The organism is Streptomyces corchorusii (assembly GCF_001514055.1).
Lineage (GTDB): Bacteria > Actinomycetota > Actinomycetes > Streptomycetales > Streptomycetaceae > Streptomyces > Streptomyces olivaceoviridis.
On the sequence record NZ_KQ948358.1, the window covers coordinates 517,214 to 535,873 of the forward strand.

22 protein-coding genes are annotated in these 18,660 nt (G+C 70.8%); 10 read left to right on the plus strand and 12 right to left on the minus strand.

The genetic code is table 11. The features are described 5' to 3' along the window. Positions 1-59 precede the first annotated feature (59 nt). The gene (locus AQJ11_RS23340) at positions 60-239 is read right to left on the minus strand and encodes a DUF6104 family protein (RefSeq protein ID WP_014674941.1); all 180 of its coding nucleotides are present in this window, start codon (positions 237-239) and stop codon (positions 60-62) included. Between the two features lie 246 nt (positions 240-485). On the opposite strand from AQJ11_RS23340, the gene AQJ11_RS23345 reads away from it, so the two are divergent. Then, positions 486-1,469 (plus strand): DUF4097 family beta strand repeat-containing protein, encoded by a 984-nt coding sequence (locus AQJ11_RS23345; RefSeq protein ID WP_059264234.1) that lies wholly within the window; start codon positions 486-488, stop codon positions 1,467-1,469. A 1-nt stretch (position 1,470) separates the two neighbouring features. Next, positions 1,471-2,493, plus strand: coding sequence for a PadR family transcriptional regulator (locus AQJ11_RS23350; protein WP_059264235.1), 1,023 nt, complete (start codon positions 1,471-1,473; stop codon positions 2,491-2,493). 428 nt (positions 2,494-2,921) lie between these two features. Here AQJ11_RS23350 and AQJ11_RS23355 read toward each other — a convergent pair whose 3' ends face one another. The 4 genes from AQJ11_RS23355 to AQJ11_RS23370 form a co-directional block, all read right to left on the minus strand. Then, the gene (locus AQJ11_RS23355) at positions 2,922-3,134 is read right to left on the minus strand and encodes a Clp protease N-terminal domain-containing protein (protein WP_059264236.1); all 213 of its coding nucleotides are present in this window, start codon (positions 3,132-3,134) and stop codon (positions 2,922-2,924) included. Further along, positions 3,134-3,343, minus strand: a complete 210-nt coding sequence (locus AQJ11_RS23360) for a helix-turn-helix domain-containing protein (RefSeq protein ID WP_059264237.1) — start codon at positions 3,341-3,343, stop codon at positions 3,134-3,136. The genes AQJ11_RS23355 and AQJ11_RS23360 overlap by 1 nt, the downstream gene beginning before the upstream one ends. Before the next feature lie 154 nt (positions 3,344-3,497). Continuing rightward, positions 3,498-4,463 (minus strand): zinc-binding dehydrogenase, encoded by a 966-nt coding sequence (locus AQJ11_RS23365; RefSeq protein WP_030992977.1) that lies wholly within the window; start codon positions 4,461-4,463, stop codon positions 3,498-3,500. Between the two features lie 287 nt (positions 4,464-4,750). Further along, positions 4,751-5,974, minus strand: coding sequence for an NAD(P)-dependent malic enzyme (locus AQJ11_RS23370; RefSeq protein WP_014674935.1), 1,224 nt, complete (start codon positions 5,972-5,974; stop codon positions 4,751-4,753). A 563-nt stretch (positions 5,975-6,537) separates the two neighbouring features. Here AQJ11_RS23370 and AQJ11_RS23375 point away from each other — a divergent pair. Genes AQJ11_RS23375 through AQJ11_RS23385 form a run of 3 tightly spaced genes read left to right on the plus strand, consistent with a single transcriptional unit; the run spans position 6,538 to position 9,272 of the window. Next, a complete protein-coding gene (locus AQJ11_RS23375) occupies positions 6,538-7,497 on the plus strand; it encodes an ABC transporter substrate-binding protein (RefSeq protein WP_059264238.1) in 960 nt (319 codons plus the stop codon). A gap of 36 nt (positions 7,498-7,533) precedes the next feature. Beyond that, a complete protein-coding gene (locus AQJ11_RS23380) occupies positions 7,534-8,469 on the plus strand; it encodes an amino acid ABC transporter permease (protein ID WP_014674933.1) in 936 nt (311 codons plus the stop codon). Positions 8,470-8,519: 50 nt separating this feature from the next. After that, positions 8,520-9,272 carry an amino acid ABC transporter ATP-binding protein gene (locus tag AQJ11_RS23385; protein WP_059264268.1) on the plus strand — a complete coding sequence of 251 codons (753 nt, stop codon included), beginning with the start codon at positions 8,520-8,522 and terminating at the stop codon, positions 9,270-9,272. 209 nt (positions 9,273-9,481) lie between these two features. Here AQJ11_RS23385 and AQJ11_RS23390 read toward each other — a convergent pair whose 3' ends face one another. Then, the gene (locus tag AQJ11_RS23390; RefSeq protein ID WP_059264239.1) at positions 9,482-10,240 is read right to left on the minus strand and encodes a class I SAM-dependent methyltransferase; all 759 of its coding nucleotides are present in this window, start codon (positions 10,238-10,240) and stop codon (positions 9,482-9,484) included. Between the two features lie 100 nt (positions 10,241-10,340). On the opposite strand from AQJ11_RS23390, the gene AQJ11_RS23395 reads away from it, so the two are divergent. After that, positions 10,341-10,970: a CGNR zinc finger domain-containing protein gene (locus AQJ11_RS23395; protein ID WP_014674930.1), complete on the plus strand. Its 630-nt coding sequence runs from the start codon at positions 10,341-10,343 to the stop codon at positions 10,968-10,970. On the opposite strand, the gene sodX is transcribed toward AQJ11_RS23395, so the two are convergent. Continuing rightward, positions 10,874-11,308 carry a nickel-type superoxide dismutase maturation protease gene (gene sodX, locus AQJ11_RS23400; protein ID WP_041665990.1) on the minus strand — a complete coding sequence of 145 codons (435 nt, stop codon included), beginning with the start codon at positions 11,306-11,308 and terminating at the stop codon, positions 10,874-10,876. The two genes, AQJ11_RS23395 and sodX, sit on opposite strands and share 97 nt — an antisense overlap. 144 nt (positions 11,309-11,452) lie before the next feature. On the opposite strand from sodX, the gene sodN reads away from it, so the two are divergent. After that, entirely contained in the window at positions 11,453-11,848 is a 396-nt protein-coding gene (gene sodN, locus AQJ11_RS23405; protein WP_014674929.1) for a superoxide dismutase, Ni, read from the plus strand. A 210-nt stretch (positions 11,849-12,058) separates the two neighbouring features. On the opposite strand, the gene AQJ11_RS23410 is transcribed toward sodN, so the two are convergent. Then, entirely contained in the window at positions 12,059-12,910 is an 852-nt protein-coding gene (locus AQJ11_RS23410) for a methyltransferase domain-containing protein (protein WP_208616591.1), read from the minus strand. Positions 12,911-13,226: 316 nt separating this feature from the next. On the opposite strand from AQJ11_RS23410, the gene AQJ11_RS23415 reads away from it, so the two are divergent. Further along, positions 13,227-13,628 carry a helix-turn-helix transcriptional regulator gene (locus AQJ11_RS23415; RefSeq protein WP_059264240.1) on the plus strand — a complete coding sequence of 134 codons (402 nt, stop codon included), beginning with the start codon at positions 13,227-13,229 and terminating at the stop codon, positions 13,626-13,628. Between the two features lie 35 nt (positions 13,629-13,663). Continuing rightward, complete coding sequence (locus AQJ11_RS23420; RefSeq protein WP_014674926.1) at positions 13,664-14,080, plus strand: VOC family protein; 417 nt, start codon at positions 13,664-13,666, stop codon at positions 14,078-14,080. 150 nt (positions 14,081-14,230) lie between these two features. Here AQJ11_RS23420 and AQJ11_RS23425 read toward each other — a convergent pair whose 3' ends face one another. The 4 genes from AQJ11_RS23425 to AQJ11_RS23440 form a co-directional block, all read right to left on the minus strand. After that, complete coding sequence (locus AQJ11_RS23425) at positions 14,231-14,563, minus strand: DUF952 domain-containing protein (protein WP_014674925.1); 333 nt, start codon at positions 14,561-14,563, stop codon at positions 14,231-14,233. Between the two features lie 62 nt (positions 14,564-14,625). After that, positions 14,626-14,880: a hypothetical protein gene (locus AQJ11_RS23430; protein ID WP_059264241.1), complete on the minus strand. Its 255-nt coding sequence runs from the start codon at positions 14,878-14,880 to the stop codon at positions 14,626-14,628. Between the two features lie 213 nt (positions 14,881-15,093). Continuing rightward, positions 15,094-16,239: a family 2 encapsulin nanocompartment cargo protein polyprenyl transferase gene (locus tag AQJ11_RS23435; RefSeq protein WP_014674923.1), complete on the minus strand. Its 1,146-nt coding sequence runs from the start codon at positions 16,237-16,239 to the stop codon at positions 15,094-15,096. A 112-nt stretch (positions 16,240-16,351) separates the two neighbouring features. Then, on the minus strand, positions 16,352-17,758 hold the full coding sequence (locus tag AQJ11_RS23440; RefSeq protein ID WP_014674922.1) for a family 2B encapsulin nanocompartment shell protein: 1,407 nt from the start codon (positions 17,756-17,758) through the stop codon (positions 16,352-16,354). Between the two features lie 299 nt (positions 17,759-18,057). On the opposite strand from AQJ11_RS23440, the gene AQJ11_RS23445 reads away from it, so the two are divergent. Continuing rightward, positions 18,058-18,651: an N-acetylmuramoyl-L-alanine amidase gene (locus AQJ11_RS23445; RefSeq protein WP_014674920.1), complete on the plus strand. Its 594-nt coding sequence runs from the start codon at positions 18,058-18,060 to the stop codon at positions 18,649-18,651. Positions 18,652-18,660 lie beyond the last annotated feature (9 nt).

An 18,660-nucleotide genomic window follows, 5' to 3' on the forward strand; every position in this document is an offset into this window, starting at 1 on the left:
GGGAGGAAGAGGGGGAGGGGAAGAGGTGGGCCGGCGAAGGATACGGCCGGTGGCCGCCCCTACTCGTCCTCCTCGTCATCGAGCCGCGCGAGCCAGGTGGCCAGGCGTTCCACGGGCACCTCGAAGTCCGGGTTCAGGTCCACGAACGTACGCAACTGCTCCGCCAGCCACTCGAAGGTGACCTCTTCCTCGCCACGCCGCTTCTCCAACTCCTCGATACCGCGGTCGGTGAAGTACATCGGTGCCCATCTCCAGCAGATACATCAGCCTGACAACAACTCCCACCAGCCTATGTCGCCGCCGGGTCCCGGCCGGGACCAGTGGGACCCCGCCGGGACCGGCCCGGACGGCCGGGCTCGGCCCGGTCCCGTCGCGGCGTCCCCCGAACGAGCGCCTTGACTTCCGACGGCCACGATATATCGTGATTCTCGGAGAACGCGATATGGCGTGTCGCGACACGTGCCCTGGCCAGCCGAGGAGGCCCCATGCCCGAGTGGTCCGTCACCGAACCCCAGAAGCTGACCTTCGACACCCCCGTGCGCGACCTCCAGGTCCGCATCGTCAACGGCACGGTGAACGTGGTGGGCACGGACGAGGGCTCGGCCCGCCTGGAGGTCTCGGAACTGGAAGGCCCGCCCCTGATCGTCACCCGGAACGGCACCACCCTCACGGTGGCCTACGAGGACCTGCCCTGGAAGGGCTTCCTCAAGTGGCTCGACCGGAAGGGCTGGCGCCGCAGCGCCGTCGTCTCCCTCGCGGTCCCCGCCGACACGCGCGTGGAGGTGGGCGTGGTCGGCGCCGCCGCGGTCGTCTCCGGCATCCGCGGCCCCGCGGTGGTCAAGGGGGTGACCGGCGACACCACCCTGGTCGGGGTGTCGGGCCCGGTCCGCGCGGACACCGTCTCGGGGAGCCTGGAGGCCCAGGCGGTCACCGGCGACCTGCGGTACCACTCGGTCTCCGGCGACCTGACCGTGGTCGAGGGCTCCGGCTCCTCCGTGCGCGCCGACACCGTCAGCGGCTCCATGATCGTCGACCTGGACCCGGACGGCCCCACGGACATCGGCCTCACCAGCGTCTCGGGCGAGATCGCCATCCGCCTGCCGCACCCGGCCGACGCCGAGGTGGAGGCGAACACCGCGAGCGGCACGATCTCCAACGCCTTCGACGGTCTGCGGGTGCACGGCCAGTGGGGCACGCACAAGATCACCGGACGCCTCGGCGCCGGCACCGGCAAACTGCGCGCCACCACGGTCTCCGGTTCGATCGCCCTGCTGCGCCGCCCACCCCGGGACGACGACGAGAGCACCCCCTGGGAGACCGCGCCCCACCCGGCCGACCACTCCCCCGGCACTCCGGGAGACAATTCCGTCTCCGGCCGGGACGCCGCCGGGGACACCACCGGCACCGCCGGTGGCCCCGCTTCCACCGGCGACCCGGCCGACGGAACGACCGACAAGAAGGTGCTCTGACATGCCTCCCGTCTTCGCCCACGGCCGCCTCCGCCTGTACCTGCTCAAGCTGCTCGACGAGGCCCCGCGCCACGGCTACGAGGTCATCAGGCTTCTTGAGGAGCGCTTCCAGGGCCTGTACGCCCCCTCGGCCGGCACGGTCTACCCCCGCCTGGCCAAGCTGGAGGCGGAGGGCCTGGTCCGGCACACCACCGAGGGCGGCCGCAAGGTGTACGCCATCACGGACGCCGGCCGCGCCGAACTCGCCGACCGCAGCGGTGAGCTGGCCGACCTGGAGCTGGAGATCCGCGAGTCGGTCGCGGAACTGGCCGCCGAGATAAGGGCCGACGTGCGCGGCGCCGCCGGCGACCTGCGCCGCGAGGTGCGCGCCGCCGCCTCCGAGGCCCGCCGTGGCACCAAGGCGTCCGGGGCCGAGCACTCCTTCGGGGAGTACGGCGAGATGAGCGAGAAGGAGGCCTGGAAGACCGCCAAGGAGGAGATGCGCCGGGTCAAGCAGGAGTGGAAGGAGCAGGCGCGGCGCGCCAAGGACGAGAGCCGCCGGGCCCGCGAGGAGGCCCAGCGGGCCCGCCGCCAGGCCCAGGAGGCACAGGCACGGGCACGGGCCCAGGCGCAGGAGGAGATGCAGCGCATCGCCCGCCGCGTCCAGGACCGCGTCCAGGACCACTTCACGCGCGGCGACTGGCCGACCGGCGTCCGCGAGGGCCTGACGGAACTGGCCAAGGAGCTCGGGGACTTGGGCAAGGACTTCAGCAGGGACTGGACCTTCGGCCGCCCCGCCGAAGAACCGCATCACACCTCCCCCCGGGAGGACTTCCCCGCCGACTACGAGCCCTCCTGGGCCCACGAGGACACCACCGGCGACCCGGCCCGCGACCTGGACCGCCTCCTGGACCGCTTCCGCGACGACATCCGCGACGCGGCCCGCGACCACGGCGTCACCCCCACCCAACTCCGCGAGGCCCGCCACCACCTCTCCACAGCGGCGGCTCACATCGCAGCCCTGCTCCACGCCCCCAAGCCCTGACACCAGCCAACCGAGCCAGGACTCTCACACCCCAGCCGACCGAGCCCAGGCCCTGACACCTCAGCCAACCGAGCCAGGCCCCTGGTACCTCAGCGAACCGAGCCGACCGGCCGCCCAGCCATCCCGACCGATCCGGGCGGGCGGGCGGCCGGGCGCCGAAGTCTCTCCACGGCCGAGGCCAGACGGACCCCTACCTCAACCCGCCCGAACCGGGCCGAAGCCCCCTACCACCCGCCCCACCCGGACGGGGCGGCCGGTCACCCCGCCCCCCGAGGCGAAGCCTCCGGACGTCCACCTCCCAGCGGACCGAGTCGGGTGGGCGGGTGGGAAAGCATCCGGGGTCCGGGGCGGAGCCCCGAGGCGTCCACCTCCCAGCCGACCGAGTCGGGTGGGCGGGTGGGAAAACACCGCCAAGGCGAAGCCAACGCTCACCCCCCAGCCAACCGAGCCGCCGGGCACACCCGCGACACCCCTTCAAACGTCACCCCGTGATCCGCCAACACCTCCCCCGCCACCCCCGGCACCACGGTGAGCGCCAACAGCAGATGCTCGGCGTCCACGGACCGCGCCCCACCGTCCTGCGCGTGCGCGAACGCCCCCTCGACCACCGCCCGGGCGTCCTTGGTGAACCGCTCGAACATCAATGCCTCCCGTACTTCTTGTGCACGGCCTGCCTGCTGACACCCAACTCCGTGGCGATCTCCTGCCACGACCAGCCCTGATTGCGCGCGCTGCGCACCTGTACCGCCTCCAACTGCTCCAGCAGCCGGCGCAGCGCGGCCACGGCCCGCAGTCCGACCCGTGGATCACGGTCACCGGCGCGCTCGGCGAGATCGGTTGCCTCACTCATATTGTCAATCTAGGTTGACACCCCTCAGACGTCAACCCCAGTTGACAGCCAAGACGTGCGAAAGGCGGGCCCGAGATCCCGGACCCGCCTCCCGACCTCTCAACCGCTGGGCCTCCCAGCCGCTCGACCGTTCAGCCCAACAGACCCCCAAACATCAGGAGTTGGTCAGCACGATCTTCCCGAACTGCTCCCCGGAAGCCAGCCGTTCGAAGCCCTCCCGGGCCCGGTCCAGCGGCAGCTCCTCGTCGATGACGGGTCGCACCCCCGTCGCGGCGCAGAAGGCGAGCAGGTCCTCCAGCTCGTCCTTGGTGCCCATGGTGGAGCCGACCACCTTCAGTTCGAGGAAGAAGATCCGGGTCAGCTCGGCGTGCGAGGGCCGGTCCCCACTGGTGGCACCGGAGATGACGAGCGTCCCGCCGGGCCGCAGGGACTTCACGGAGTGGGACCAGGTGGCGGCGCCGACGGTCTCGATGACGGCGTCCACCCGCTGCGGCAGCCGCGCCCCGGGCTCCACGGCCTCCACCGCGCCCAGCTCCAGGGCCCGCTTCCGCTTGGCCTCGTCCCGGCTGGTGGCGAAGACCCGCAGTCCGGCGGCCTTGCCGAGGACGATCGCGGCCGTGGCGACACCGCCGCCCGCGCCCTGCACGAGGACCGAGTCACCGGGTCGTACCCCGGCGTTGGTGAACAGCATCCGGTACGCCGTCAGCCAGGCGGTCGGCAGACAGGCCGCCTCGGCGAAGGACAGCTCCTTCGGCTTGGGCAGGATGTTCCAGGTCGGCACGGCGACCTGTTCGGCGAAGGTGCCCTGGTACCGCTCGGTGAGGATGGAGCGCGGCTCGTCGGGGCCGACGCCGTGGCCGGTCTGGCCGATGACGGAGTGCAGGACGACCTCGTTGCCGTCCGCGTCGACTCCGGCGGCGTCGCAGCCGAGGATCATGGGCAGCCGGTCCTCCGGGAGGCCGACGCCTCGCAGGGACCAGAGGTCGTGGTGATTGAGGGAAGCGGCCCGCACGGTGACGGTGCTCCAGCCGGGGCGGGCCTCGGGAGCCGGGCGCTCTCCCAACTCAAGGCCGGTGAGCGGCTGGTCGCGGTCGATTCGGGCGGCGTAGACGGCGAACATGCTGCCGACGATAGGTGCGCGTTGCGGCCGACGGAACCAGGACCCCGTGTGACACATGCCCTCTTGCGCGACGACACCCGTGCGGCGCACGCCCACCGGCACCCGCGAACGGCACCGTCCGAACCGCGGGACGGGCGGGCGGGTGCACCAAAGGACCGGCCCCGTCCGCACGGACGGGGCCGGTCAGCACTACCCAGCTCTACGAAGAAGCACTACCCAGCACCACGCGGCGCTCCTCGGAGTTCCTCGGAGCTACTCGGCGCCACTCGGAACTCCTCGGCGCAACGTCACCGACGAGCCACGCCCTCGGCCCGCGCGGCGGCGGCGACCGCCGACGTGACGGCGGGAGCGACCCGCTCGTCGAACGGAGAGGGGATCACGTAGTCGGCGGCGAGATCGTCACCGACCACCGCGGCCAGCGCCTCGGCGGCGGCGATCTTCATCCCCTCGGTGATCCGCGTGGCCCGCACCTGGAGCGCGCCCGCGAAGATCCCGGGGAAGGCCAGCACGTTGTTGATCTGGTTCGGGAAGTCCGAGCGACCGGTGGCGACGACCGCGGCGTACTTGTGCGCGACGTCCGGGTGCACCTCGGGGTTCGGGTTGGCCATCGCGAACACGAAGGCGCCCTCGGCCATGGAGGCGACGGCCTCCTCGGGGACCGTACCGCCGGAGACGCCGATGAAGACGTCGGCGCCCGCGAGGGCGTCCTCCAGCGAGCCGGTGAGGCCGGCCTTGTTCGTGAAGCCGGCCACTTCCCGCTTGACCGGGGTCAGGTCCCCCCGCTCGGCCGACACCACGCCCTTGCGGTCGGCCACCGCCACGTCACCGATGCCGGCCTCGATCAGCATCTTGGCGATGGCGACACCGGCCGCGCCGGCACCGGAGATGACGGCCCGCAACTGACCGATCTCGCGCCCGCTGAGCCGCGCCGCGTTCCGCAGCGCCGCGAGCGTCACGACGGCCGTACCGTGCTGGTCGTCGTGGAAGACCGGGATGTCCAGGCGCTCCTGGAGCCGGCGCTCGATCTCGAAGCACCGGGGCGCCGAGATGTCCTCCAGGTTGACTCCGCCGAAGGAGGGAGCGAGCCGGACGACGGTCTCGACGATGTCGTCCACGTCGGTGCAGTCGAGCGCGATCGGCACCGCGTCGACGCCGCCGAACTGCTTGAACAGGATCGCCTTGCCCTCCATCACGGGGAGGGAGGCCTGGGGACCGATGTCCCCGAGTCCGAGCACGGCCGTACCGTCGGTGACGACGGCGACCACGTTGGACTTCCATGTGTAGTCGTTGACCAGCTCCGGCGCTTCCGCGATCGCGGTGCACACGCGCGCGACGCCGGGCGTGTACGCGAGGGAAAGGTCGTCCTTGTCGCGGACCGGCACGGTGGCCTGCACGGCCATCTTGCCGCCGCGGTGCAGCGCGAACGCCGGATCGAAGGAATCGAGGGGCTCCGCCCCGCCGTCCTGGTCCGTCGTGCCGTCGCTGCGAGGATTGACGATCTCCGCTGCCACTTTGTTGTACCCCTTAGGTATGCATGGTTTGAGGGTCGACCACTCCTGGTGAGGGGTGGGCGGGCACCGCGTACGGCTCGATTGCGGATACGTACGAGCTCATACGCGACGGGCGCGCCGCACACGCGCCCTGAGCCCCGGATGAGGGGTGTAAAGAACCTTCTTACCGGACGGACGGCGCCCGCGACGAGTCCAATAGGTGCAAGGTCACATCACGGAACCGGAAGACGACACGCAGATGACGCGCGGGGGTGGACCGGAATGGCCCGAAAACACCCGAGAGCGGCCGATGGGGCAGGCGAAGGAGTGACCGCATCCTGAGACAGGCTGAAGATTTTCCGGCCGGCGCGCTGGATTCCCGCAGATGTTCGGTGGCGATGGACCAAGGATGTACCGACCTGATGCGGTTCGGGGGTCACCCGTTATCCGATTTTGACATGGCGACGCCCCTGATTGGCGCAGACCGAATGGCAAGATGCCGTAAACCCACGAGGTCGCGACACCCGAAGGTGTGTGTTTCCGTCGACCCATCGGCAACTCTTCCATCCGCCGGAGGAACCACGATGACCGCAAGCTCCACCCGTCGTACGACCGCAGCGCGCTCCCGTCTGGCCGCGGCCGGCGCGATCGCGGTCGCAGGGGCCCTGCTGATCACCGGTTGCGGTGACCAGACCAAGGACAAGAACGAGAACTCCGGCAGCGCTTCCGCCAGCAGCGCCCCGCTCGCCGACAAGCTCCCGCAGGAGATCCGGAGCAAGGGCACGATCAGGGTCGGTTCGGACATCGCGTACGCCCCGGTGGAGTACAAGGACTCCGCCGGCAAGGTCGTCGGCCTGGACCCCGACCTGGCGGCGGCCCTCGGCAAGCAGCTCGGGGTGACGTTCGACTTCCAGAACGGCACCTTCGACGCCCTGCTCACCGGTCTGCGCTCGGACCGGTACGACATCGCCATGTCGGCCATGACGGACAACAAGAACCGTCAGGAGGGCGTGGACCCGGACACCGGCAAGAAGGTCGGTGAGGGCGTCGACTTCGTCGACTACCTGACCGCCGGTGTCTCCATATACACCCGCAAGGGCGACACCAAGGGCATCACGACCTGGGACGACCTGTGCGGCAAGAAGCTCGCCGTCCAGCGCGGCACCACCTCGGAGGACCTGGCCAAGCAGCAGGCCAAGAAGTGTCCGAGCGGCAAGAAGCTCGCCATCGAGGCCTTCGACGACAACCAGCAGGCCCAGACCCGGCTGCGCTCGGGCGGCGCGGACGCCGTTTCCGCCGACTTCCCGGTGGCGGCGTACGCGGTGAAGACCTCCGGCGGCGGCAAGGACTTCGAGATCGTCGGCGACCAGGTCGAGGCGGCCCCGTACGGCATCGCGGTCTCCAGGAAGGAGACCCAGCTGCGCGACGCCCTCCAGGCCGCGATGGACGCGATCATCAAGAACGGCGAGTACCAGAGGATCCTCGAAAAGTGGGGCGCGCAGGACGGCGCCGTCAAGGAGTCCGTGATCAACGGCGGTAAGTGACCCGCGGCACCAAGCGGCCACTGAGAGGCAATTCCCGTGACTGACATCGACAAGACGGCGGGGCCGGTGGACACGCCCCCGGCCGGCGCGGAGGCCATCAAGGCCATTCCGGTCCGGCACTACGGACGCTATGTCTCCGCCGTCATCGCGATCGCGCTCCTCGTCGCGATCATCTACGCGTTCGGCCAGGGCCGGATCAACTGGCACGCGGTGCCGGACTACTTCTTCGACGACCGCATCCTCACCGGTGTCGGCAAGACCCTCCTGCTGACGGTGCTGTCGATGCTGATCGGCATCGTCGGCGGCATCGTCCTCGCGGTGATGCGGCTGTCGAAGAACCCGGTGACCTCGTCCATCGCCTGGTTCTACATCTGGTTCTTCCGCGGTACCCCGGTCCTGGTCCAGCTGTTCCTCTGGTTCAACCTGGGCCTGGTCTTCGAGTACATCAACCTGATGCCGTTCTACAAGGACTACTGGTCGAACTTCATGACGCCGCTGCTGACGGCGTTGCTCGGCCTGGGCCTGAACGAGGCGGCGTACATGGCCGAGATCTGCCGGGCGGGCCTGCTGGCGGTGGACGAGGGCCAGACCGAGGCGGCCCACGCGCTCGGCATGAGCCACGGCAAGACGCTGCGCCGGGTGGTCATCCCGCAGGCGATGCGCGTGATCGTGCCGCCGACGGGCAACGAAGTGATCAACATGCTGAAGACGACCTCGCTCGTGGCGGCCGTCCAGTATCCCGAGCTGTTCCGTTACGCCCAGGACATCGGCCAGAACTCCGGCGCCCCGGTGGAGATGTACTTCCTCGCCGCGGCCTGGTACCTGATCATGACCTCGGTGCTGAGCGTCGGCCAGTACTACATCGAGCGGTACTACGCCCGCGGCTCCAGCCGCCAGTTGCCGCCGACGCCGTGGCAGAAGGTGAAGACCAACATGCTCTCCCTGGGCCGGCCTAAGGGAGGCATGGCATGACCGACAAGCTGAGCAAGATGCAGGACACCCCGGCCAAGGGCACCGTCCCGATGGTCAAGGCGCAGGACGTCCACAAGTCCTTCGGCCATGTCGAGGTGCTGAAGGGCATCGACCTGGAGGTCGAGCCGGGCGAGGTGTTCTGCCTCATCGGCCCCTCCGGTTCCGGCAAGTCGACCTTCCTGCGGTGCATCAACCACCTGGAGAAGATCAACGCCGGGCGGCTGTACGTCGACGGCGAGCTGGTCGGCTACCGCCAGCAGGGCGACAAGCTGTACGAGCTGCGCGACCGTGAGGTCGCGATGAAGCGCCGGGACATCGGCATGGTCTTCCAGCGCTTCAACCTGTTCCCGCACATGACGGCCGTGGAGAACGTCATGGAGGCGCCGGTGCAGGTCAAGGGCGCGAACCGGGCACAGGCCAAGGAGCGTGCCATGCAGTTGCTGGAGCGCGTGGGCCTGGCCGACCGGGCCGGGCACTACCCTTCGCAGCTCTCCGGCGGCCAGCAGCAGCGCGTGGCGATCGCCCGGGCGCTGGCGATGGACCCGAAGCTGATGCTGTTCGACGAGCCGACCTCGGCCCTGGACCCGGAGCTGGTCGGTGACGTCCTGGACGTCATGCGGGACCTCGCCGAGTCCGGCATGACCATGGTCGTCGTCACCCACGAGATGGGCTTCGCCCGCGAGGTGGGCGACAGCCTGGTGTTCATGGACGACGGTGTGGTGGTGGAATCCGGCCACCCGCGGGACGTCCTGACGAACCCGCAGCACGAGCGGACGCAGTCGTTCCTGTCCAAGGTGCTCTGAGCCAGGCGCACCGACGGGACGTGCTCCGACGTCACACCGGGCGAGGGCGGTACGGGACCTCCGTACCGCCCTCGCCCGTCAGGCGGGCGTTCGGCCGGGGACCGCTCAAGACGGGTGCCGGAGGACGCGGAAGAGGCGGTACGACTGCTCGTACCGCCTCTGTGCGTGTACGACTGCTCGTACCGCCTCTGTGCGTGCCGGGCGCCGGGCTACTTGACGGCGAGGAGCAGCGTGTCGGACGGCGAGCACCACACCGGCCGGGCCTCGCCGAAGCCCTGGGCGAGCAGGGTGCGCGTGTGCCACGCGGCCGACGGCACGTCCCCGTCCGCGTGTTCGCCGTAGATCTCGAAGCGGCGGGCGGTCGGCTCGGCGAGGACCGGGTCCTGGGCGGCGAGCTGCCACCAGTCCGCCCAGTCCAGGGCGCCGTCCCGCTTGGCCTGATCCATGCGGGCGTGGCGCTGGGCGCGCTCGGCCGCGTTGATCCGGGGCGTGGTGTCGTCGATCATGTGGTCCGCGTTCATGAAGACACCGCCGTCGCGGACCAGCCCCGCGACCTGACCGTAGAGGGCCGCGAGGGGTTCGCTGTGCAGCCAGTGGAGGGCCGTGGCGGTCAGTACGGCGTCGTAGGAGTCGTACGGCAGCTTGGCCGGCCAGTCGGGGTCCTTGAGGTCGGCGTTGACGAGGGAGACCCGGTCGTCGCCGGCGAAGGTGCCGTGGGCGATGGCGAGCAGCGCGGGGTCGAGGTCGACGCCGGTGCTGGTGGCGTCGGGGAAGCGCCGCAGCAGCCGGGCGGTGATGCTGCCGGTGCCGCACGCGAGGTCCAGCACGCGGGGGGCCGTGCCCACGAGCGCCTCGACCATGTCGAGCATGATCCGGAACCGTTCCTCACGGTCCGGCATGTACCACTCCTGCTGCCGGTCCCAGCTCTCCTGCCAAGCCGCCCAGTCGGTTCCGGTACTCGTCGTCATGGAACCCCGACTCCCCTCGGTTCGCGTAATACCCTGGAAGCACGACCGGCTGTTACCCGACCGCAGACCCGACGATAAAGCGCCTCCGTAAGGACTACAAGTGGAACTGGCCTATTACTCGGATTACGCCGTACGTCTCGTCAACAGCGAGGAACCGGCCCGGGGCAGGGACACCCTGACCACGGTCGAGGCCGTCCGCGATCTCTTCGGCGACAACTCGTCGGCGGCCCGCCGCGCCACCGACGCCGATGTCACGCGCTTCCGCTCGGTCCGGGCGCGGCTGCGCGGGGTCTTCGAGGCCGCCGACCAGGGCGACGAGACCCTGGCCGTGGACCTGCTGAACTCCCTGCTGCTGGAGTTCCCGGTCAGCCCGCAGATCTCCGGGCACGACCACCGCGACGAGGACGGCCGCCCGCTGTGGCACATGCACCTGGCCGACCACCCGTCCAACGCCACCGCCGGCTACGCGGCGATCGCGGCGATGGGACTGGCCTTCCACCTCACCGAGTACGGCGTCGACCGGCTCGGCCTGTGCGAAGCCGCCCCGTGCCGCAACGCCTACCTGGACACCTCGACCAACCGCTCCCGCCGCTACTGCTCGGACCGCTGTGCCACCCGCGCCAACGTCGCCGCCTACCGGGCCCGCAAGCGCCTGGAGGCCGACCGGTCGGGCAGCAGCGGCCTCGCCGCCGAGAGCGCCCAGCGCAGCAGCGTGAGCGGCGAGCGCTGACCGGCCCGCAGCGGACGGAACCGGAACCTGGCCGTCCCGAGGATCAGCTCGTCGGGCACGACCCCGTAGTCGGTGCTGTCCCCGCCCGCGTACGGGTTGTCGCCGAGCACCCACCAGCCGCCCTCGCGCCGCTCCACGGCACGCTTGACGACCAGCAGGTCCTGCTGGAACGGATGACGCAGGACCACGACGTCCCCGGGCCTGACCGCACCTCCGTACCGCACGAGCAGCTGATCCCCGTGGTGCAGCGTGGGCACCATGGACGGGCCGGTCACCTCGGCCAGTCCGAAGGGCGCCACGGCCCTCCCCCGTTCGGTCTCCTGCGACAGCTCCGGCATCCCCGGCACCTCCCCGGTCCGTTCCTCCACAGTCTCAGTCTCACCCTGGACTTTTGTCCTAAGCCCTAGGGGGCACCCGAGAAATCGCCTTCCACAGGGAGTAATGTCGCACCTGAGAAGACGATCACGAGGAAGGAATGCTCCATGCTTTCCCGCCTGTTTGCCCCCAAGGTCAAGGTCAGCGCCCACTGCGACCTGCCCTGCGGCGTGTACGACCCGGCCCAGGCCCGCATCGAGGCGGAGTCGGTGAAGGCCGTCCAGGAGAAGATGGCCGGTAACGACGACCCCCACTTCCAGGCGCGCGCCACCGTCATCAAGGAGCAGCGCGCGGAGCTGGCCAAGCACCACGTCTCCGTGCTCTGGAGCGACTACTTCAAGGCCCCGCACTTCGAGAAGTACCCGGAGCTGCACCAGCTGGTCAACGACACCCTGAAGGCCCTCTCGGCCGCCAAGGCGTCCACCGACCCGGCGACGGGCCAGAAGGCGCTGGACTACATCGCCCAGATCGACAAGATTTTCTGGGAGACCAAGAAGGCCTGATCTTCCCTCACGCCTTCTGACCTGCGATTCCTGTGATCGCAGCATCTCCCCGACCGCACCCGGCCCCCAGCCCGCCACCCACGGCGTCCTGACGGACCGGGTGCGGTCTTCTTCATCCGGCCTCCACCCGCGACGAGCACCTCGCCAGGTCCGCACGATCTACGGCGCCGAGAAGGAGGCCCTCCGTGCCCTGGCCATCGAGATCCCCCGTCACCGAGGCTGGTACGCGGTGGCCAGCACCGAGACGGTGACCTGATCGGGCAGGGGGCCGTCATCGTTGAGGTCCGCACTGCTCACGTGGCGTGCGCTCGGTGTCATCGCTATCAGATCCACGGCATCCGCCCTGGTCAGGGTCGCGGAGTACTCCACCTGTTCGGTGACGGCGGCCTCGAAGAAGGGGTCCAGCGTCCGGTGCAGGCGCTGTTCCTTGGCCGGGTCGATCGTGACCATCCCGGGCAACCGGCCGCGCAGCTCGGCCAGGTGCCGCGCGGTGGGACGGATCACGATCAACCGGCCGGTCGGGCGCAGCACCCGGCGGAACTCGGCCGGGTTGCGCGGGGCGAACACGTTCAGCACGACGTCGGCCACCCCGTCGGCCAGCGGGAAGGAACGGAAGACGTCCCAGGCCACCGCGGCGGCTCGGTCGTGGGCACGGGCTGCCGAGCGTAGCGCGCGCACCGATGTGTCCAGCCCCAGACCACGGGCGCCCGGCACCTGATCGAGTACGCCGGCCAGGTAGTAGCCGGTGCCGCACCCCACGTCCACAACCGTGGCCCGCTCGGACACGGCGTCGGCGGCGAGGCCGGCCCCGATGTGGCGGATGGGCGCGTAGGCGCCGGTGGACAGGAACCGGTCCCGGGCCTGGACCATGGCCGCGTCGTCACCGCTGGTGGCGCGGGTGCCTGTCAGCAGGCCGGCGTAGCCGTGGCGGGCGATGTCGAAGGTGTGGCCCAGCGGACAGCGCAGTGCGCCGTGTTCGGGGTGCAGGCGGCGCGTCCGGCACGTCGGGCAGCGCAGCAGGTCCAGGGACAGTTCGAGGGCAGGGGGGAGCGACACGGACACGAGGACTCCTCGCAAAGGTGAAGGGAAGGGACCGTGCCTGCGCGCGCTCGGAGCGTCGCTGCCTCAAGAAGAGGCGAGCAGTGTCGGAACGTGGTTCACGCAGCAGGCACACCAAGGAGGGCGATGCCGTTCGGTATCGCCCTCAACGCCTTCCGGTCACAGGAAGCAGCAGTGCGGGGTGCTCATGAATGCCATGTCAGGAGTGAGTGTACGAGCAAGCCTGTCGGCACGTGCGGGGACCGGACGAGGACGCCGCGAGCCCCAGGGCGAACGAACCCGTGGGACTGCACGGCACCGTCCGTGCGAAGCTGAGCGGGTGACCGCCCTGGAGGACCTCAGACGGCTGCGGCGCGTGCGTGACCGCATGGACCGCGAGTACGCCGAGCCGCTCGACATGACCGAGCTGGCCCGTGACGCCCTCATGTCCCCGGGCCACTTCCAGCGCAGCTTCCGCAAGGCGTTCGGGGAGACGCCGTACGGCTACCTGATGACCCGGCGGATCGAGCGGGCCAAGGCGCTGCTGCGCCGGGGCGATCTCAGCGTGACCGAGGTGTGCCTCGCCGTCGGCTGTACCTCGCTGGGCTCCTTCAGCTCCCGCTTCACCGAGCTGGTCGGCGAGACGCCGAGCGCCTACCGCGCCCGCGATCACCAGGAGACCGCGGCGATCCCGCCCTGTGTGGCCCGCAGGCTGACCCGGCCGCGCCGCCGCCCGTACTGAGGCGCGACCCCGGCCCTCGGCTCTAGGGTGAGTCCATGGACGTGAAACTCGCGCAGTGTTTCCTTGCCGTGGACGACCACGACAAGGCCATCGCCTTCTACCGCGATGTGCTCGGTCTGGAGATCCGCAACGACGTGGGCTTCGAGGGGATGCGCTGGGTGACCCTGGGCTCCCCGCTCCAGCCCGACGTGGAGATCGTCCTGGAGCCGCCGGACGCGAGCCCGGACGCCTCCCCCGCCGACAAGCAGGCGCTCAACGAACTCCTCGCCAAGGGCCTGCTGCGCGGCGTCATCTTCACCACGCCCGACTGCGACGCGCTGTACGAGCGGGTACGCGCGTCCGGCGCCGACGTCCTCCAGGAGCCGATGGACCAGCCGTACGGAGTGCGCGACTGCGCCTTCCGGGACCCGGCCGGCAACCAGCTCCGCTTCCTCGAACGCCCCACGGGCTGAAGCCGCCCGCCGACTCCTGCCCCGGAAGTCCCGCTGCACGCCGACCTGTTCGGTCGTCCGGCGGATCGTCATCCGGGGAGCCCAGGCGCACGCGGAACCGTCCGTGCACTGCCTTCTCCGTTTCCCGTCCCAGGCTCCAGCCCCCCCGTCTCAGCCCCACGACTCCACGTCCACCACCGCTTCGACCGGTACGGGCCCGTACACGTGCGGGAACTCCTCCCCGCCCGGCTCGACGGACTCGTACTTCACCGGTGCCCCGACCCGCGCCGGGTCCACGACCAGCACGACCAGCTCGTCCGGGCCGTCGTAACCGCCGTAGAGGAAGTCGGCGATGCGCGGGAGCTGCTCGCGGGTGGAGCAGTGGATGAAACCCTCCTCCTGGAGGGTGCGGCCCCGGGTGGACATCTCGTAGGCGCCGCGCTCACGCGCCGCCTCCCACAGGGAGCGCTCGGTGATGTGCAGGATGTACGGCAGTTTCGGCATGCGCCCACGCTACGGCGCCCCACCCGCCCCCTGTGCTCAGACGGCATGCTCAGACCGCGTGCTCAGACGGCGCTGTTCCCGGCGCCCGCCGACGACGGGTCCTGCGGACCGCTGCCGCCGCCCGGCCGGGCCCGCGCACCGGCGGAACGCTCCTGCCCGGCGGGCCGGAGGCCGGTCCCGGCGTACGCCGCGCAGTCGGGGTCGCGGCAGGGACCGGGGCCCCAGACCGGCACCCAGGCGCCCAGGGTCTTGTGCCGCTTGACGACCGTTTCCACGGGCTGTCCGCAGACGGGACAGACGTGTTCCTCGCTGTCCATGTCCTCAGGGTAGATCGGTGGCGCCCCCAGCGCTCCTTTCCGCGCTCCTTCCCGCGACGGCCCCGGCGTCCGTCGTCGAGGGATCGGCGGCCCCCGCACCCTGTGGAAGTGTGCGGGGGCCGCCTGGCCGGAGCCCCCGATGACCGTGCGAGGTCAGGAGCCGCACGGGCCCGGGGACTCCGGGTTCTGTTCGGCCGCCGGGACGGGCGGCCCTCAGTTGGTGCGCCGGGTCACGAACTCGGCGAGCGCCAGCAGACCGCCCGCCGCCTCCGGATCGGGGACCGCTCGGGCCAGCTCCTGCATGGCCCGGGCCATCCGGTCGGCCGCCTCGGCCTGCGCCCAGTCCCGGCCGCCCGCCCGTTCCACCGCCAGCGCCGTACGCGCGAGCTCCCCGGCCTCCGCCTCCTCCTCGCGGTACGGCGTCCCGTACAGCGCGGCGAGCTCGGCCGCCGCCGGGGTGCCGGAGGTGAGCGCCGCCACCACCGGCAGGGACTTCTTGCGGGCGGCGAGATCCGCGCCGGCCGGCTTACCGGTGTGCCGCGGGTCCCCCCATATGCCGATGACGTCGTCGATGAGCTGGAAGGCGAGCCCGGCCTGCCGGCCGAAGCCGTCGAGCGCGGCCACCTCCTCCTCGCCCGCGCCCGCGTACAGCGCGCCGAGCGCGCAGGCACAGCCCAGCAGGGCGCCGGTCTTGGCCTCGGCCATCGCGAGCACCTCGTCCAGGGTGACCGCGTCCGGCGCGCACCGCTCCAGGTCGGTGTCGGCGTGCTGGCCCTCGCACAGCTCCACGACACAGGCCGCGAGCCGGGCCGCGGCCGGCACGGAGGCCGGGTGCGGAGCCTCGGCGAGCAGCCGCAGGGCCAGCGCCTGGAGGGCGTCCCCGGCGAGGATCGCGTCGGCGTCGCCGAACACGGTCCAGGCCGTCGGCCGGTGGCGGCGGGTGGCGTCCCGGTCCATCACGTCGTCGTGCAACAGCGTGAAGTTGTGGACCAGTTCGACCGCCGCTGCCGCCGGGACGGCCGCCGCCCGGGCCGCCGGGCCACCGAGCGCGGCGGCAGCCGCCAGCACGAGCGCGGGTCTGATCGCCTTGCCCGCGTTGCCCGCCGCCGGGGTGCCGTCGGCGTGCTGCCAGCCGAAGTGGTAGCTCGCGATCCGGCGCATGGAACCGGGCAGCGACTCCACGGCCGCGCGCAGCTCCGGGTCGACCAGTGCCCGGGCGCGCTCCAGCTGGGCCGCCGCCTCGTGTCCGTCGAGCGGACCGGCGGCGCCGTCCCCGGCCTTCTCGGGCGGCTCCCCCGGTGTGCCGGGACGCGGCACACCGGAGGAACGCGCTTCGGTCTCCGTCATGAACTCGGCCATGCCTCCCCCTCGCCAGGTCCGCGGAGTACGACGTCATCGGCCCGGCCGGACGCGTACCCCGAGGGCCTACCCGCCCCCGGGGGCGGGGACACGGCCGCGACGTGCGGAAACGTCACCTCCATCGACCGATCTCGACGTTCTCCAGCACGCCGAGCGCGTCGGGCACCAGGACCGCGGCCGAGTAGTAGGCCGTGACCAGGTACTTGATGATGGCCTGCTCGTTGATACCCATGAACCGGACGGACAGGCTCGGCTCGATCTCGTCCGGGATGCCGGACTGCCTGAGGCCGATGACGCCCTGGTCGGCCTCGCCGGTACGCATGGCGATGATGGAGGTCGTGCGGGCCTCGCTGATCGGGATCTTGTTGCACGGGTAGATCGGCACCCCGCGCCAGGTGGGGATGCGGTTGCCGGCGATGTCGATGGTCTCCGGGACGAGCCCGCGCTTGTTCAGCTCGCGCCCGATCGCGGCGATGGCGCGCGGGTGGGCCAGAAGGAGCTTGGTGCCGCGGCGGCGGCTGAGCAGCTCGTCCAGGTCGTCCGGACTCGGCACGCCGTCGTGCGGCTGGATCCGCTGGTCGTACTCGCAGTTGCTGAGCAGACCGAACTCCGGGTTGTTGACCAGCTCGTGCTCCTGACGCTCCTTCAACGCCTCGACCGTGAGCCGCAACTGCTGCTCGGTCTGGTTCATCGGCTGGTTGTAGAGGTCGGCCACGCGCGAGTGGATGCGCAGCACGGTCTGGGCGATGCTCAGTTCGTACTCGCGGGGCCGTGGCTCGTAGTCCACGAAGGTGTGCGGGATGTCGGGCTCTCCGGAATGGCCGGCCGCCAGCTCGACCTCCTTCTCCCCGTACTTGTTGGTCCGCTGCTCGGGGATCGAGCGCAGCCGTTCCAGGTGCGCGCGCAGCGAGTCGGAACGCTCCGCGACCTGCTGGAAGTCCTGGCGGCTGAGGATCAGCACCGTGGTCGAGGTGTCCGCGCGGACGGTGTACTCCCAGATCGCCTCCGGGTCCAGCAGCGCCTGGTCGCCGAAGTAGGCGCCGTCGGCGAGGACGCCGAGGACGGCGTCGTCGCCGTAGGGACCCGTGCCGACCTTCTCCACCCGGCCGTGGGCGAGCAGGTAGACCTCGTCCGTCTGGTTGCCGAAGTCGGCGATCACCTCGCCGGGCGCGAAGTCGCGCTGCCGGCAGCGGCGGGCCAGTTCGGTCAGCACCTCCCCGTCCTCGTACGACCGCAGGGCCGGCAGCTCGCCCAGTTCGTCCGGGATGACCTCCACCTGGTTACCGGTCTTCACGAAGGTGATCCGGCCGTCGCCGACGGCGTACGTGAGACGCCGGTTCACCCGGTACGTGCCGCCCTGGACGTCCACCCAGGGAAGTGTGCGCAGCAGCCAGCGGGAGCTGATCTCCTGCATCTGCGGAGCGGACTTGGTGGTGGTGGCCAGGTTCCGCGCGGCCGCCGTCCCGAGGGACTGCTGCGGCCTGCCCTGATCCGTGCGGACCTCTTCGCCTACCGACATAGAGAAATGCCCTCCCATGTATGCCCGGTGCCGAAGTGCACCGGGCACCGGTCTCGTATCGAGCGTCCCAGCACGGAGCGTGTGCGCGCCATTACCCGAAAGAGGGGGAATGGATCATCGGATTACTGGGCACGACGGGGGACCTCGTCCCGGCCCGCACGGCATGCCCCCGTCTGTCCGGATCGGCTCGCACACCGTACGAACGATGTGTTCCGTGACATCCGGTTTCGGTAGAAGCAGGCAGGACATCCGGCAGCCGCGACCGGCGGCGGCACGGGCACGGCACGAAGGAGTCGGGCATGGCCCCACCCATGTCGGCGAGCAGGTTCCTGGACGCGCTCAGGGCGGAGGGCGTCACGGTCGTCGAGGTCGGCGACTGGCAGCACCACAACCGCAATCACAAGGGCCCCTGGGGTCCGGTGCACGGCGTGATGATCCACCACACGGTGACCAAGGGCAGCGCACGCACGGTGGAACTGTGCCGGGACGGCCACCCCGACCTGCCGGGCCCGCTGTGCCACGGCGTGATCACCAAGGACGGCACGGTCCACCTGGTCGGCTACGGCCGCGCCAACCACGCCGGGCTCGGGGACGACGAGGTGCTGCGCGCGGTGATCGCCGAGAAGGGGCTGCCGCCGGACAACGAGGCGAACACCGACGGCAACCGGTACTTCTACGGCTTCGAGTGCGAGAACCTCGGCGACGGGGAAGACCCGTGGCCGGACGAACAGCTTGAGGCGATCGAGCGGGCCGCCGCGGCGCTGTGCCGGCACCACGGGTGGACGGAACGGTCGGTCATCGGCCACCGGGAGTGGCAGCCGGGGAAGGTGGACCCCCGGGGCTTCGAGATGTCCTGGCTGAGGGAGCGGGTGCGGGAACGGCTGAAGGACTAGCTGTATTGG

What these genes read in the sequence shown, in the direction of transcription:
- AQJ11_RS23340 (WP_014674941.1), bottom strand. Translation starts at nt 239, where the DNA reads ATGTACTTCACCGACCGCGGTATCGAGGAGTTGGAGAAGCGGCGTGGC.
- AQJ11_RS23345 (WP_059264234.1), top strand. Translation starts at nt 486, where the DNA reads ATGCCCGAGTGGTCCGTCACCGAACCCCAGAAGCTGACCTTCGACACC.
- AQJ11_RS23350 (WP_059264235.1), top strand. Translation starts at nt 1,471, where the DNA reads ATGCCTCCCGTCTTCGCCCACGGCCGCCTCCGCCTGTACCTGCTCAAG.
- AQJ11_RS23355 (WP_059264236.1), bottom strand. Translation starts at nt 3,134, where the DNA reads ATGTTCGAGCGGTTCACCAAGGACGCCCGGGCGGTGGTCGAGGGGGCG.
- AQJ11_RS23360 (WP_059264237.1), bottom strand. Translation starts at nt 3,343, where the DNA reads ATGAGTGAGGCAACCGATCTCGCCGAGCGCGCCGGTGACCGTGATCCA.
- AQJ11_RS23365 (WP_030992977.1), bottom strand. Translation starts at nt 4,463, where the DNA reads ATGTTCGCCGTCTACGCCGCCCGAATCGACCGCGACCAGCCGCTCACC.
- AQJ11_RS23375 (WP_059264238.1), top strand. Translation starts at nt 6,538, where the DNA reads ATGACCGCAAGCTCCACCCGTCGTACGACCGCAGCGCGCTCCCGTCTG.
- AQJ11_RS23385 (WP_059264268.1), top strand. Translation starts at nt 8,520, where the DNA reads ATGGTCAAGGCGCAGGACGTCCACAAGTCCTTCGGCCATGTCGAGGTG.
- AQJ11_RS23390 (WP_059264239.1), bottom strand. Translation starts at nt 10,240, where the DNA reads ATGACGACGAGTACCGGAACCGACTGGGCGGCTTGGCAGGAGAGCTGG.
- sodX (WP_041665990.1), bottom strand. Translation starts at nt 11,308, where the DNA reads ATGCCGGAGCTGTCGCAGGAGACCGAACGGGGGAGGGCCGTGGCGCCC.
- sodN (WP_014674929.1), top strand. Translation starts at nt 11,453, where the DNA reads ATGCTTTCCCGCCTGTTTGCCCCCAAGGTCAAGGTCAGCGCCCACTGC.
- AQJ11_RS23420 (WP_014674926.1), top strand. Translation starts at nt 13,664, where the DNA reads ATGGACGTGAAACTCGCGCAGTGTTTCCTTGCCGTGGACGACCACGAC.
- AQJ11_RS23425 (WP_014674925.1), bottom strand. Translation starts at nt 14,563, where the DNA reads ATGCCGAAACTGCCGTACATCCTGCACATCACCGAGCGCTCCCTGTGG.
- AQJ11_RS23430 (WP_059264241.1), bottom strand. Translation starts at nt 14,880, where the DNA reads ATGGACAGCGAGGAACACGTCTGTCCCGTCTGCGGACAGCCCGTGGAA.
- AQJ11_RS23435 (WP_014674923.1), bottom strand. Translation starts at nt 16,239, where the DNA reads ATGGCCGAGTTCATGACGGAGACCGAAGCGCGTTCCTCCGGTGTGCCG.
- AQJ11_RS23440 (WP_014674922.1), bottom strand. Translation starts at nt 17,758, where the DNA reads ATGTCGGTAGGCGAAGAGGTCCGCACGGATCAGGGCAGGCCGCAGCAG.
- AQJ11_RS23445 (WP_014674920.1), top strand. Translation starts at nt 18,058, where the DNA reads ATGGCCCCACCCATGTCGGCGAGCAGGTTCCTGGACGCGCTCAGGGCG.